The sequence below is a fragment of the Nonomuraea sp. PA05 genome (genome assembly GCF_008086045.1).
Taxonomy (GTDB): Bacteria; Actinomycetota; Actinomycetes; order Streptosporangiales; family Streptosporangiaceae; genus Nonomuraea; species Nonomuraea monospora.
Genome location: NZ_VSEY01000038.1, coordinates 126,408 through 140,299 on the forward strand (window position 1 = coordinate 126,408; position 13,892 = coordinate 140,299).

Here is a 13,892-nt window from a genome sequence, read left to right on the forward strand (position 1 = left end):
TCCGCTGTGCGCGCGGGCCGGTCGGCTTCTGCGTGGGCCGGTCGCCCGGCTTGGCGGGCGGGCCGGGGTCGGGAAGAATGGGAGGTCGTTCTCCGGCAACGGTTCTGAAAGGCGCCGGGTGTGCGATGAGCGTGGATCGGGCCCGCTCCCCGGGCGAGCGGGCGGACGCCCCGCTGGCCGCCGCGATCGGGGCGGCGCGCTGGATCAGGAGCGCCACGGCAGGCGACGGCGCGGGGCGGCACTGGCTGGCCAACCCCGACCCGGGCGGCAGGTCGGCGCTGGCTCCCGCGCCCGCCTCCCTGTACGCGGGCGCGGCCGGCATCGTGCTGTTCTTCCTTGAGCTGGCGGCGGCGACCGGCGACGACGGCTACCTGGAGGACGCGCGGGCGGGGGTGCGTTACCTGGCCTCGGCGTGGCGCGGGATCGCCGGGGTGGGCTTCCATCACGGGCTGAGCGGCATCGCGGTCGCGCTGTGCGAGGCGGGCTGGATCCTGGGCGACGGCACGGCCGAGGAGGTCGCCGCCGCCGCGCTGGAACGGGTGGCGCGCGCGGCCCGTCCCATGGACCCGGGCCAGCGGGAGCCGGGCCAGCGGGAGCCGGGCCAGCAGGGGCGGGGCCGTCAGGAGCGCGGTCGTCAGGAGCCGGGCTGGACGGGGGATCCGGCGTTGCGCGGCGACGGCGGCGTGGTGCTGGCGCTGCTGCACGGCGCCGCCATGCTCGGCCTGCCGCACCTGGAGGACCTGGCGGCCGAGGCGGCACAGCGGGCGGCCCGGCTGGCGGTCCCCGGCCACCGCTTCGGCGACTGCCCCGGCCTGCCGCGCGACGCTGTCACGCCGGGTTTCGTGGCGGGCACGTCGGGGACGGCGTTCGTGCTGGCCCGCCTGTACGGGGCGACGGGCGAGCGGTGCTTCCTGGAGGCGGCCCGCAGGGGCGCGGCCTTCGTGCGCGCGGTGAGCGTGGTGACCGGCGGTCACGTCGCGGTGCCGCACCACCTGCCGCAGGGCAGGGGGCTGTTCTATCTGGGGTTCTGCTCGGGCGCGGCCGGGGTGGCGCGGATGTTCTGCGAGCTGTACCGGGTGGCGGGCGATCCGGCGGACCTGGACTGGGCCGAGCGGCTGGCGGCCGGCATCGTGGCCAGCGGCGTGCCGGCCCGCCGGGTGCCGGGTCTGTGGGACACGGCCTGCCAGTGCTGTGGGGTGGCCGGGCTGGTGGAGTTGTTCGCCGGGTTGTGGGCGGCGACGGGGCGGCCGGCGTACCTGGACTTCGCCGTGCGGCTGGGGGAGCACCTGGCGGCGCGCTCGCGCGCGGCGGGCGACGGCGGTCTGCGCTGGTATCAGGCGTATCGCCGGTCGCGGCCCGGCGAGGTGAGCGCCGACACCGGTTACATGGCGGGCGCGGCGGGGATCGGCGCGGCGTTGCTGCATCTGGAGGCGGCGCTGCGGCGCGCCCCGGAGCGGCGGCGGATGATCCTGCTGCCGGACAACCCGTTCCCGGCGTTTCCGCTACCGGCTCGTCCGGCCTGACCTGGGCGGACGCGAAAAGGCGCGAGAGGGGTTTGCGTGGCGGCGGCCTGCGGGTCTAAGCTCGAATATTGCCATTCTCCAATAAGAGCTGTCACAGACCTCCTGTTAGGAGTATACCACCGAATGACTAATCGTCAAGATGGTCTCGCGCAAGCCCTTGACACCGAACAGCGCACCGTGTCCCGGCTCTACGAGCGGCTCGACCTGGCCAGGGAGAAGGCGCAGCGCACGCTGCGCGAGGTGTACGCGAGCAGCGCCGTCAGCGCCACCCGGCAGGCGCGGGTCGAGCGCGAGGTGCTGGCTTCTGAGCAGGCGCGGCGGCTGGCGCAGCTCAACGCGGTCGAGCGGGGTCTGTGCTTCGGCCGCATCGACGACGGCTCGGGGCGTAGCACGTACATCGGCAGGATCGGCCTGCGCGACGAGTCGCACGAGTCGGTCCTGATCGACTGGCGGGCGCCGGCGGCGCGGCCGTTCTACGTGGCCACCGCCACGAACCCGGGCGGGCTGGTGCGGCGGCGGCACCTGCACCTGAAGGACCGCGTGGTGGTCGGCATCGACGACGAGGTGTTCGACCTGGAGGGCATGAGCGAGGGCGATCGGCGCACGCTGGTGGGCGAGGCTGCGCTGCTGGCGGCGTTGCGGCGGGGCCGCACGGGCCGGATGGGCGACGTGGTGGCCACCATCCAGACCGAGCAGGACCGGGTGATCCGCGCCTCGCTGCAGGGGGCGCTGGTGGTGCAGGGCGGGCCTGGCACCGGCAAGACGGTGGCGGCGCTGCACCGCGCGGCGTACCTGCTCTACACCCACCGCGACACGCTGGAGCGGCGCGGTGTGCTGGTGGTCGGCCCGAACCCGATGTTCCTGCGCTACATCGGCCAGGTGCTGCCGGCGCTGGGGGAGACGCAGGTGGTGATGACCACGGTGGGCGAGATGTTCCCCGGCGTGCGCGCGTCGGCGGCCGACGCGCCGCGCACGGCGGTGGTCAAGGGCGACCCGCGGATGGCCGGGCTGGTGGCGGCCGGGCTGGAGCTGCGCCGGCGGGCGCCGGACGGGGAACTGGTCGTGGAGCTGGACGGGCTGCGGCTGCGGGTTGCCCACGAGACGTGCGCGCGGCTGCGCGAGCGGGCGCGCGCGGTGCGGCTGCCGCACAACATGGCGCGCAAGCTGTACGTCACCGAGCTGCTCAAGGAGCTGGCCAGGGCCGAGGCGCGGGCGCTGGAGGAGTCGCTGCACATCGAGGAGCTGGTGATCGAGGGCGAGCCGGAGCTGAGCGAGCCGCTCGACCTGGAGGGCGACCTGGACGAGCTGGACATCGAGCTGGCCTCGCGGCGGCTGTGGGGCGAGCCGGCGGTGCGGCGCGCGGTGGACGGGCTGTGGCCGGAGCTGACCCCGCAGTCCCTGATCGGGGACCTGCTCTCCGATCCGGGGGCACTGCGCGAGGCGGCCCCGCCCGGCCTGGACTGGCAGGCCCTGGTGCGCGAGCCCGGCGCCGCGTGGACAGTCGGGGACGTGCCGCTGCTGGACGAGGCGGCCGAGCTGCTGGGTGAGGACGACTCGGCGCGGCGGGTGGCCGCCAGGCAGGCCGGCGAGGAGGTGGCCGAGCAGCAGCTCTACGCCCGCGAGGTGCTGATCACGACGGGCGTGGCCGAGGCGGGCGTCTTCGAGCGGGCCGACGTGCTGGCCGAGCGGCACGCCGACGACGGCCTGGGCCTGACCACGGCCGACCGGGCGGCGGCCGACCGGAGCTGGGCGTACGGGCACGTGATCGTGGACGAGGCGCAGGAGCTGTCACCGATGGCCTGGCGGATGATCATGCGGCGGGTGCCGGCCAAGTCGCTGACCGTGGTGGGCGACGTGGCGCAGACGGGTTCGGCGGCGGGCGCGCGCTCGTGGGGCGAGGTGCTGGACCCGTTCCTGGCGGGCCGCTGGCGGGAGGAGCGGCTACTGGTCAACTACCGCACGCCGGTGGAGATCATGACGGTGGCGGCCGACGTGCTGCGCGCGTTCGCGCCGGGTCAGGAGCCGCCGGAGTCGGTGCGCGAGGGCGAGGCTGAGCCGCGCGCGGTGCACGTCCCGGCCGAGGGGCTGCCGGAGCTGGTGGCGGGCGAGCTGGCCGCGATCGGGGCGGGGGAGGAGCAGGGCCGGGTGGCGGTGCTGACGCCGGACGCGGCGCACGAGCGGGTGGCGCGGCTGTTCCCGCGGGGGGACCTGGACGCGCCGGTGGTGGTGCTGACGGTGGGGCAGGCCAAGGGGCTGGAGTTCGACGCGGTCGTGGTGGTGGACCCGGCGGGCATCATCGGGCAGTCGCCGATGGGCGGCCAGGACCTGTACGTGGCGATGACGCGGGCCACGCGCCGCCTGACGGTGGCCTACGAGGGCGACCTGCCGCCGGTCCTGTCCCGCCTGGCTTAGAAATCTACAATGTAAAGGCGCCGGGCCGGTGTCGTGCACGAATTTCGTACGGGAAAAACCCGATCCGCGAACGGGAACCGGCCGTGGTGCTCAGCCGTTGTCGGAGGTGAGCCCGCCGGGGGCGGACTTGTCCGGGGTGAGCTTCTCGGCGACGTCGCGGATCTTCCTGGAGACGTCGTCGAGGGTGCGCAGGGTCTCGGTGTCGAGGTGCTCCATGATGCGCCGGTACTGCTGGATGCCGGCGTTGTTGATCTCCTCGATGAGGCCCGCGCCCGCGGGGGTGAGCTCGACGCGGCGGACGCGGCGGTCGTGGGGGTCCTCGTGCCGGCTGACGAGCCCCTGGGCGACGAGCCGGTCGACGATCCCGGTCACGGTGCCGAGGCCGACGCCGAGGTTGTGGGACAGGTCCTGGCCTGAGGCGGAGCCGTTCATGGACAGGACCATGACGACCTTGAGCTGTCTCATGGTGAGGTTGGAGCTGAACAGGGGGGATTGATGCTGGGCGAACAGCCGGGCCATGCCCCGCTGTGTCTCGGTGATCCGGCGGATCAGCACTTCGCGTTCGTTGCTCACGCTCACCTCTCGCTTCCTGAGAAGGTTATCAGGAACGCTCAAGTGATCTAAATATTCGTGCAAGGCAAAGTGTTAGTCTGGGGCGAACTCTTGGAGGGGAACCCTATGACCGCATTCGCTCGGTTGAGCCTGGTCAACCGGAGCCTTGTGATTTTGGTGGCGGTCGTGCTCAGCGCGTTCGGCGCGTTCACGATCCCGCAGTTGAAACAGCAGTTGCTGCCGTCGTTGTCGTTCCCGGGCGCGTTCGTGGTCGCGACGTATCCGGGTGCGTCGCCTGAGATCGTAGAGGATCAGGTGACCGCCCCGATCGAGGACTCCTTCCAGGGGCTCGCCGGGATGGAGCAGATGACCTCGACGTCGAAGGAGGGCATGGCGCAGATCCAGGTCGCCTTCGAGTACGGCACCGACATCGAGTCCTCGCTGAACAAGATGCAGCAGGCCATCAGCCGGGTGACGTTGCCGGACGGCGTGGATCCGCAGGTGGTGGCCGGCAACACCGACGACATCCCGGTGCTGGTGCTGGCGGTGGGCGACGGCGGCGACGAGCGGGCCATGGCCGACAAGCTGCGCCGCATCGTGGTGCCGGAGTTGCAGGGCATCGAGGGCGTACGGGAGGCGGCGGTCACGGGCACCCGTGACGAGGTCGTCACCATCGAGCCCGACACCGAGAAGATGGCGGAGAAGGGCGTCTCGGCGGCGCAGATCCCCGAGGTGCTGAAGGCGAACGGGACGCCGATCCCGGCCGGCACGCTCACCGCGGACGACAAGTCGCTGTCGGTGCAGGTCGGCTCGCGGGTCGACTCGGTGGAGAAGCTGAAGAACCTCTACCTGACGCCCACCCAGCCGTCGGCCGCCCAGCAGCAGGCCGCCGCTCAGGCCGCGGCCCAGCAGCAGGCCGCCGCCGCGCGCGCCCAGGCCCAGGCTCAGGCGCAGGGACGTACGCAGGTGCCGCAGCAGCAGGCCGTCGTCCAGCCGAAGCCGCTCAAGCCCGTCAAGCTGGGCGACGTCGCGAAGATCACGCGCGGGCTGGAAGAGGCCACGACGATCACCCGCACCGACGGCAGGACCAGCCTCGGCGTGTCGGTGACGATGGTGCCCGACGGCAACGCGGTGTCGATCTCGCACGCCGTCGCCGAGAAGCTGCCCGAGCTGACCAAGTCGCTGGGCGACGGCTCGGACACGGCGGTGTCGGTGGTGTTCGACCAGGCGCCGTACGTGGAGCAGTCGATCGAGAGCCTGACCACCGAGGGCCTGCTGGGCCTCATCTTCGCGGTGCTCGTCATCCTGGTGTTCCTGCTGTCGGTGCGCTCGACGCTCGTGACGGCGGTGTCGATCCCCCTGTCGGTCGTGATCGCCCTGATCGTGCTGTGGGCGGGCGACTACTCGCTCAACATGCTGACGCTGGGCGCGCTGACGATCGCCGTGGGCCGGGTCGTGGACGACTCGATCGTGGTCCTGGAGAACATCAAACGGCATCTCGCCTACGGCGAGGCGAAGCTGCAGGCCATCCTCGCCGCCGTGCGCGAGGTGTCCGGCGCCGTCACGGCCTCGACCCTGACGACGGTGGCCGTGTTCGCCCCGATCGCCATGGTCGGCGGCATGGTGGGCGAGCTGTTCAGCCCCTTCGCCATCACCGTGACGGTGGCGCTGCTGGCGTCGCTGGTGGTGTCGCTGACCGTGGTGCCGGTGCTGGCGTTCTGGTTCCTCAAGTCGCCGGAGCTGACGCCGGAGGAGGCGCGCAAGCAGCGTGAGGAGGCCGAGGCCAAGGAACTGCGCTCGCCGCTGCAGCGGGCCTACCTGCCGGTGCTGCGCTTCGCCACCCGCTTCAAGCTGGTGACCATCCTGATCGGCGTGGCCGTGTTCATCGGCACGATGGGCCTGGCCGGCGGGCTGCAGACCAACTTCCTGGACTCCTCCGGGCAGAACACGGTGTCGATCTCGCAGCGCATGCCGGTCGGCACGGACCTGGCCACCACCGACAAGGCGGCCAAGCAGGTCGAGGACGTGCTGGCCGACCTCGACGGCGTGGACACCTACCAGGTGAACGTCGGTGGCGGCAACGCCATGATGGGCGGCACCGGCGGCGGCGCGGACCGCGCGTCGTACTCGGTCACCCTGAACGAGGACGCCGACACGGCCAAGGTCGAGCAGGCGCTGCGCGACAAGGTCGCGGGCCTTTCCGGGGTCGGCGAGGTCACCGTCGGCGGTGCGGGCGGCGGCGGGTTCGCCTCCGACAGCGTCGAGGTGATCGTGCAGGCGCCGGACAACGAGTCGCTGCGCACCGCGACCGACGCGGTCAAGACGGCGATGGGCGAGGTGGCGGGGCTGCGCGACCTGTCGTCCAATCTGGAGACCAGCGCCCCGCGCGTCGAGGTCGTCGTCGACCGCGAGGAGGCCGCCGAGCGCGGCCTGTCGGAGGCTCAGGTCGGGCAGGCGGTCGCGCAGGCCTTCCGCGGCGCGCCGCTCGGCCAGATCACCCTGGACGGCCGCGCCAGCAACCTGGTGCTGCGCGGCGCGGACGCGCCGGACGACATCAAGGCGATCGAGGACCTCAAGCTGGTCACGGCCGGCGGCGCCGTCAAGCTGTCGACGGTCGCCGAGGTGCGCGAGGTTGCCGGGCCGACGCAGGTCAGCAGGATCGACGGCGAGCGCTCGGCCACCGTCTCGGCCAAGGCCGAGGACTCCGGCAACCTGGGCGCGGTCACGCAGGACCTGACCACCAAGCTGGACGGGCTCGCGCTGTCGGCGGGCGCCTCCTACGAGATCGGCGGCGTCTCGGCGGACCAGGCCGACGCGTTCTCCGACCTGGGTCTGGCGATGCTCGCGGCGATCGCGATCGTCTTCCTGATCATGGTGGCGACGTTCCGCAGCTTCGTCCAGCCGGTCATCCTGCTGGTGTCGATCCCGTTCGCCGCCACCGGCGCCATCGGCCTGCTGGTGGCCACCGACACGGCGCTGGGCGTGCCCGCGCTGATCGGCATGCTGATGCTGATCGGCATCGTGGTGACCAATGCCATCGTGCTGATCGACCTGATCAACCAGTACCGGGACCAGGGCATGGGCGTCGTCGAGGCGGTGATCGAGGGCGGCCGGCGCAGGCTGCGGCCCATCCTGATGACGGCCGTGGCGACCATCTGCGCCCTGACGCCGATGGCGCTGGGGGTGACCGGGTCCGGCGGGTTCATCTCGCAGCCGCTGGCCATCGTGGTGATCGGCGGGTTGATCTCCTCGACCCTGCTGACCCTCGTTCTCGTTCCGACGTTGTACGTCGTGGTCACCCGCAAGAGTGAGCGGGGGGCTCGGCACGCGGGCGGGGGCCAGGGTGGCGAGCGTCGTGCGGATGAGGCCGGGAAGGAGAACCTGGCCGGTCAGCCCGCCTGACGGAGCTGGTGTGGTGAAGTGCCCGGCGGGGTCGGCCGATCCCGCCGGGCATTTTCCTTTCGGAGACGGTGCGTGGACAGAAGATCTTGACGTGTCCGGGAGGACCTTCCAGCGGACGTTCATGGCGGCCATCTCTCAGGTGGAGAAGGGCGATCCTCGTGTGGAAGTACTTCCGGTTCGGCCTCGTTCGGCTGGAGACGGCAGGCGGTGAGCTGGTGTCTGCCACGGGTGATGGCCGAGAGGTTGGAGGAGTACCGGCGTCGTGAGTACGCGGCCAGGCGTGCTGCTGCGGGCGAGTTGGGGGAGCTGGGCCGGGAGTTGGGTGCGTGATCGTGTGAGGAGAGGCGGGGAGTCGCCGGCTGCGAGGCCTGCCTGGGCCGCCGTTCCCGGAGCCGAACGATTCCGCGATATCGACTCAGTCGCGCTGATCGTTTCGTTAGCGTGCGGGAGTGCGGATCGACGACTGGATCACTCTGGGCGGTGTCGTGGCCGCAATGGTTACGTCCGGTTGGGCGCTGGTGTACAACCGGGCAGGCGTCCAGATCGGCAAAGCCAACGCGGCCACAGCTGCAGCCGCTGAGAAAGCGGCGGCTGAAGCTGCAGCGGTTGCTCAGATTGAGCGCAATCGTGAGCATGTCGCACTGCGGCCGCCGCCGCCTCCTGAGATCGAGGGCTATTTGGAAGGGGAGAGCTCGCATCGCGCCCTGTTCGGCGACTTCAGCGTCCCTCGTGACTACCGGGTGGTAGCACGGGCGTGGAATGGCATCTCTCATACCCCGATCGCCCTGGAGCAGGTGGTGCGTGCCAACCAGATCCGCCGTTTCTGCATCGAGCCATGGCCGGAAGGTCGGCAACGACCGCAGACTCGTGAGATCGAGTTTGAGTTCTGGCCGCCGACCGAGACGGATGGCGTCGAGATGTGGGGATGCCCATGTGGTCGCCTCCACCCTGACGAGCAGGGGCATTGGCGGTGGCGCATCCCCGTCTCTTACATCGACGTGTTGGACACGATCGCGTGAGCGCCTACGGGATCTGTGCAGAGTCGGGAGCGTCGTCGTTCGCGTGGCCGGTCTGGCCGTGCCTCCGTGCGGATTTGTAACGCTGTGTCGTCCGCTTGCGATTCCCTGGCTGCGGCATGATCGACTTGCCGGCGACGCTGGCGGCTGGGACTCGGGCATCCCGGGTTGGTCACCATGCTTCGCGCAGACGTGGTGTCGACTCTCCTCCTCGAAAGGACTCTCCCGTGCGCCGTTCCCTTCTCGGCTTCGCTTCTGCGCTTACACTCGCGGTCTCTCTGGCTGGATGCTCGGGCGGCGACGCGCAGGCTCAGTGGATCGAGGAGGTGAAGGCGGCGGGGTTCATCGCCAGCGAGAGCTACGAGATCATGTATGAGAAGGCGAAACTCATGTGTGAGTCGGGCGGGTCAGACGCCATCGCCCGGCTGGCACAGGTGGGGCTGACGAACGGCCAATCGCGCGACAACATGGACAAGTTGGGTATCAAGCCTGAAGATGCGGCGAAGCGGTACGCCGATGCAACCTGGAAGCACGCCTGTGAGCACTGAGAGGCGCCTGGTAACAATCAGTCGCTGACTTGCGATCCTCTGTCATGTCGGGTCTTCCCGGCTTGTTGCGTCTCTCGTGGGGTCACTCGCCTGGCCTATGAAGGTTTCGGCGGATCGGTCAGGGGAGAGGCCGACGGTGCGGTCGCCAGCGGAGGATGAGCTGCGGCTGGCCTTGGAGGAACAAGAGCGGAACTTCAAGGTCTATGAGGAAGCAGCGAGGGAATACGTCGAGCGCCGGCGCATCAGGTACCCCCGAGACGATCACGTCCCACATTCATGATCATGAGCTGAGCCCTGGATACTCCCCGTTCCAGGGCCTTTCGTATCTCCTCACCCCCTCACCCCCTCACGCCCGGAGGTCTCCTGATCGTGTGGTGGCACTCGACCGACTACCTCAAGCGCGACGGCAGCCAGCGCGGCATGCTCGTCCATCGCAGCACCTGGCTTCACGACTTACCTCGGCCTACGCTCTGGTGCCGGCTCGGACCACACCGTGTCCTGCCACCTTCGCGGCTCGTGGTCGCAGCGCCGCCTCATCCCGGAGGGCTACGAGTCGCGGGGTGATCAACCTGTCCGTTGATGACTGGGCGGTTCGCTGGCAGTGGTGGCGCATGAGGACTCCTGGTCGTGGGACGACCCGTGGTGGGTGCGCGGTTCCATCAGCCTTGACCTGGTCCAGGCGCTGTTCGGGGGCCCGAAGCGATACAGCTGTGAGACGGTGGACGGGCCGGTGCTCGGCTGGGTGAAGATGTCCGAGGGGGACGACTCCCATCAGGTGCAACTCACCCTCCGGCGGCAGCGGCTCGGCCGGCCCCCGGCTCAAGCGCGCGAAGTGGGCGTGGAGCATGGACTGGGAGGCCCCGAACGGCGGCAACCGTCGCGGATCAGAGCGAAGCGATTTGTTAAGAAATGTTCCACAGTTGGGTGTGACTGATCTCATCCCAGGCATTCGGAGCGCAGTCCCATTGAACTTATCCTGCACCGCTTACATATTGTTCTTTGTATATCTAGACATCTTTGTCCGGAGAAGTTCTTGAGGTGCAGTCAATTGTCGAAACTGCCGCCACCGGCTTGAATCTGCCATAATTGGTTGTAAGCGGCCTGCTGTGTTGTTGCGCACGTGTACTGGTAGACCGCGTTTCCGTTTCCGTTGGGCGCATCCCGGGATTTGTCGAGGCATTTGTTTGAATTTGCGTTCCCGAGCTGAGAAGATATATCCGTAGCCGGGGAGGGTGCAGTTATGCTGCAGCCACTTCTGGTTCGGATCGTTATGGTGATCGGCCAGAATTGCTCTGGCTCTATCGGTTTTAAGCCCTCGTCGATGCCGATCACCTTTCTGTCGCCGTCGATCGGCTTGGAGAAGTCCCGGCGGGCGACGCTGTAGAATGTGGGCCCTGACCACTGCGAGCATATGAGGGGGTCGTCTATCGTCGCAGCCCAGGCAGTAGCCGGCATTGCATTCAGGCAGAGCGCTGCCATGATCGTCATCAGGACGAGCTTCACGTGCGGCTTCATGCGAATATCCCCGATCTGATCGTGGTGCCACATCAAGCACCAGCAGCAGAGTGGAAGCCCCTAGACCGTCTGGAACCGAGTGAGCCACAGCGGCGCTGCCTGTTTGCGCACCATCGTGAACCTTCTCCCGGGGATTGTCTGCCTTGGCCATTAAGCCGGCATGCTGTCCTGAAGATCGCTGAAGGAGAAGACTCTGCAACCTGTAAGGACCAGATTATCTTAATCACAAATTCGCGCTATCACGGCTTTGCAAGGTCATTGACCACAACGCGAACCATCCGCCGCCGGTACATGCTTGCACCCGTGGGACCGGGTGTACGCCACCCAAGGCAGGAGGGACAGGGGCATATGCGCCGAATCGAGCACATGCGACTTGCGCGAGGTCCCGCGCACCGTCCGCAACCCTGAGGAGCACGACCTTCCCGCCATCCGCGCCTCGATCGAGGCGTTCGGCGTCGTCGTCGCCAGCGAGTTGGATGAGCGGACCGGACGGCTCGTCGTCGGCCACGGCCGCCTCCAGATCCTGAAGGAGATGGCCGCCGCAGGGGAGTCCCCGCCTGAAAGTGTTCTGATCGCCGACGACGGGACGTGGCTGCCGCCGATCGTGCGCGGCTGGTCGAGCCGGTCGGATGCAGACGCCGAGGCGTATCTGACTGCGAACAACCCGCACCACCGAGAAGGGCAGCTGGGAGGAGCGGATGCTCGCCGAGGTCCTCGCCGACGTACGTGACGCCGACTCCGACTTACTCGCTGCAGCTGGTTACACCGACGACGACGTGGCCGACCACCTCGACGGCATCCAGTCGACGCCGGTTACCGCGTGGAGGAACTGCCCGTGCCGGGCGAGCTTGACGAAGACGTACGCCTGGAGGTGTGGGGCATCGTCATTGGCTGCGACTGCGAGGAAGACCAAACCCGGCTATTTGAGCGCCTGGCCGACGAGAAATGGCAGGTGCGCGCCCTTTGGTCCAACTTGTTTGTTACGAGCCTCTTCGAGGCTAGCCGAACTAAACTTCACTGCGCCCAAACCCAATCCGGAGCGGGCATGGCAGGGTATTTTCTCTGATAGTAGGCGAGGATTTGCCCAAGTAGAAATTCAGCCTCATCGGCGACTAATCTGAGCGCCCAGCCAGAAGGCTGGCCTCCGAATGCAGGTACCTGTGCATAGCGAGTTCCACCTGCAGCATAGAATTCGTAGTGTGATTCGGAAGAAAGTTGGGGTCCATACCCAAGAACGAAGGAGGCGATGTCCCGAAGGTCCGCTATCGCCTCGGCGGAAAGAGTGGGTTCCTTCAACGTGCTGACAATTTGTGGGATAACGTTAGCTATTCTAGCATCCGCGTAAGGCAAGAATGACATGGACAGCACCTCATTTGTCCAGCTGTCTCCATATTCGGCAGCCATGTCGTCTGGATCGATGGCACCATGTTGAATGATATGGGTGAGGCGCCCCATCTTCGATCCTATTTCTTGCGGCAGCTCGGTTAGTTGCGAGGTCAGACCGTGTAGCGCCGCTCGCATGTGTGGGAGCACGGTGTCCTCGTGCGCCAACGCTAATACGCTTTCTATCCATTCATTACGAGCTTCTAAAGGCCATGCTTCGAGGTCGAGATAGCGTAACCTGAGGAATAGTTTATGCATTCGCCGGTCTAAAGTCCGAACTCCAGCAACTAATACGCCCGCGTTTGCTAGTGTATGGGCGGCTCTCTGTTGTCTGCGGTTCTTTATGGCCGCAACCGCCTGATTGGTCCAGGTAACTGCTTGGACTGCTACGGTCCATCCTAGCTCAATAGACACTTTGGCCTCATCTATGAGTGGTAGCCAGCTAAGGGCAACTGTTGTCGTCGATGCTTCGGTATGATGCTAAGAAGTGGACGCTCTGCGCATCAGGGCATCACCTAGGGAAAGTCCTAGGGTTCGCGAGGCCGTGAAACGCTCTCTTGCGGTTTCTCCTGACTGGCATTGGAGGCATGGTCTTCTAAGTGCGTGCTGAGATCACATCGTCGGCCCCTATCGCGCGGAGTGCCCGAGTGCTCCAGCTTCAGGGGTCTATTCGAATGCCTGTCAGCGAGAAACTGGCCAGCTTGTGAAGCGTGCAGCTGCCGATCGAGGAGCGGCCGGGGAACGTGGGCCTGCTCGTTGGCTCGTCCGAGGCGGGCAAGTCCACGATCGCGCGGCAGCTCAGGCCGGACGCCGTCATCGCCGCCCAGCCCGGGAGCGACCAGGCGCTCGTGAATGACTTACCGACCGGCATGTCGATCAAGGAAGTCGTCGGGCTGCTCGGCGCGGTCGGCCTGAATTTTTGCCGCCTGGCGTGGCTCAGGCCTTCTGCATCGTCACCGCGAGCAGCGCTTGTAACAGCCAGTGGATCCCAATCGGCTCAGCGACCGCGAGAACAACGATCGCTGTAACAAAACCGATGGCAGGGGGGCTGAGAAGGGATGGCGGGCTAGAAACTGAGTTAGTCGGTCCCCGTATCCTGACAATGCTTCTGGCCCTAGCAGGTCAACCACGACTGCGGCACCGGCCACAAAGGTGAGGACTTTGCCGAAGCGGCCCCACCAGATGATCGGCAGGCCAAGCAGGTCGTTCCCTAGCGCCGACTTGCCATCCAACCACATGCTCCACGCGTCGAAGTAGCTGATGTCCGCCATGACCGAAGCGTAGAAACGGCACAGGTCGCTGCCTAGTGGACTCATGAGGCCGTTCCGGTCCCTCGCCCAGGACACCAGCGCACGGCACGAGGACCTCATCGGCATGGCGCTGTTCGTGCGCGGGCCTCGAAGTGTGCTCCCCACGACCGCCGGGGAGATCTCGATCGAATGAGCCAGATCGGCGCTGGGAAGCCTTCGCCGAGCGTCCGAGCAGATCGAGGTGGTACGCCACGGAGGCGCGCGGCCACTACGGGTGGGGACCAACTGGGT

Annotated in this window: 11 protein-coding genes; 8 read left to right on the forward strand and 3 right to left on the reverse strand. The window is 67.7% G+C overall.

Annotation, left to right across the window (positions count from 1 at the left end; all coding sequences use genetic code 11):
• Positions 1-125: 125 nt before the first annotated feature.
• Together FXF51_RS44780 and FXF51_RS44785 are read left to right on the forward strand one after the other, a co-directional pair.
• Positions 126-1,523 (forward strand): lanthionine synthetase LanC family protein, encoded by a 1,398-nt coding sequence (locus FXF51_RS44780; RefSeq protein WP_148440884.1) that lies wholly within the window; start codon positions 126-128, stop codon positions 1,521-1,523.
• A 123-nt stretch (positions 1,524-1,646) separates the two neighbouring features.
• Positions 1,647-3,935 carry a HelD family protein gene (locus tag FXF51_RS44785; RefSeq protein ID WP_148440885.1) on the forward strand — a complete coding sequence of 763 codons (2,289 nt, stop codon included), beginning with the start codon at positions 1,647-1,649 and terminating at the stop codon, positions 3,933-3,935.
• Between the two features lie 90 nt (positions 3,936-4,025).
• Here the strand turns inward: FXF51_RS44785 and FXF51_RS44790 are convergent, their stop codons facing one another.
• A complete protein-coding gene (locus FXF51_RS44790) occupies positions 4,026-4,508 on the reverse strand; it encodes a MarR family winged helix-turn-helix transcriptional regulator (protein ID WP_148440886.1) in 483 nt (160 codons plus the stop codon).
• 105 nt (positions 4,509-4,613) lie between these two features.
• On the opposite strand from FXF51_RS44790, the gene FXF51_RS44795 reads away from it, so the two are divergent.
• The 3 genes from FXF51_RS44795 to FXF51_RS44805 all read left to right on the forward strand — a co-directional run bounded on the left by FXF51_RS44795 (position 4,614) and on the right by FXF51_RS44805 (position 9,453).
• The gene (locus FXF51_RS44795) at positions 4,614-7,889 is read left to right on the forward strand and encodes an efflux RND transporter permease subunit (protein WP_148440887.1); all 3,276 of its coding nucleotides are present in this window, start codon (positions 4,614-4,616) and stop codon (positions 7,887-7,889) included.
• A 449-nt stretch (positions 7,890-8,338) separates the two neighbouring features.
• On the forward strand, positions 8,339-8,908 hold the full coding sequence (locus tag FXF51_RS44800) for a hypothetical protein (RefSeq protein WP_148440888.1): 570 nt from the start codon (positions 8,339-8,341) through the stop codon (positions 8,906-8,908).
• 224 nt (positions 8,909-9,132) lie between these two features.
• Positions 9,133-9,453, forward strand: coding sequence for a hypothetical protein (locus tag FXF51_RS44805; RefSeq protein ID WP_148440889.1), 321 nt, complete (start codon positions 9,133-9,135; stop codon positions 9,451-9,453).
• Between the two features lie 1,044 nt (positions 9,454-10,497).
• On the opposite strand, the gene FXF51_RS44810 is transcribed toward FXF51_RS44805, so the two are convergent.
• Positions 10,498-10,956: an RICIN domain-containing protein gene (locus tag FXF51_RS44810; protein ID WP_148440890.1), complete on the reverse strand. Its 459-nt coding sequence runs from the start codon at positions 10,954-10,956 to the stop codon at positions 10,498-10,500.
• 385 nt (positions 10,957-11,341) lie between these two features.
• Here FXF51_RS44810 and FXF51_RS44815 point away from each other — a divergent pair, with 385 nt between their 5' ends.
• Complete coding sequence (locus FXF51_RS44815) at positions 11,342-11,698, forward strand: hypothetical protein (RefSeq protein WP_148440891.1); 357 nt, start codon at positions 11,342-11,344, stop codon at positions 11,696-11,698.
• Positions 11,699-11,982: 284 nt separating this feature from the next.
• Here FXF51_RS44815 and FXF51_RS44820 read toward each other — a convergent pair whose 3' ends face one another.
• Positions 11,983-12,765 (reverse strand): hypothetical protein, encoded by a 783-nt coding sequence (locus FXF51_RS44820; protein ID WP_187414925.1) that lies wholly within the window; start codon positions 12,763-12,765, stop codon positions 11,983-11,985.
• A 296-nt stretch (positions 12,766-13,061) separates the two neighbouring features.
• Here FXF51_RS44820 and FXF51_RS44825 point away from each other — a divergent pair, with 296 nt between their 5' ends.
• Together FXF51_RS44825 and FXF51_RS44830 are read left to right on the forward strand one after the other, a co-directional pair.
• Complete coding sequence (locus FXF51_RS44825; protein WP_148440893.1) at positions 13,062-13,379, forward strand: hypothetical protein; 318 nt, start codon at positions 13,062-13,064, stop codon at positions 13,377-13,379.
• A 286-nt stretch (positions 13,380-13,665) separates the two neighbouring features.
• Positions 13,666-13,794: a LysR family transcriptional regulator gene (locus tag FXF51_RS44830; RefSeq protein WP_148440894.1), complete on the forward strand. Its 129-nt coding sequence runs from the start codon at positions 13,666-13,668 to the stop codon at positions 13,792-13,794.
• Positions 13,795-13,892: the final 98 nt, after the last annotated feature.

Bases quoted from the DNA above. Each gene is read 5' to 3' on its own strand.
- FXF51_RS44785 (WP_148440885.1), top strand. From the start codon at position 1,647: ATGACTAATCGTCAAGATGGTCTCGCGCAAGCCCTTGACACCGAACAG.
- FXF51_RS44780 (WP_148440884.1), top strand. From the start codon at position 126: ATGAGCGTGGATCGGGCCCGCTCCCCGGGCGAGCGGGCGGACGCCCCG.
- FXF51_RS44830 (WP_148440894.1), top strand. From the start codon at position 13,666: ATGAGGCCGTTCCGGTCCCTCGCCCAGGACACCAGCGCACGGCACGAG.
- FXF51_RS44795 (WP_148440887.1), top strand. From the start codon at position 4,614: ATGACCGCATTCGCTCGGTTGAGCCTGGTCAACCGGAGCCTTGTGATT.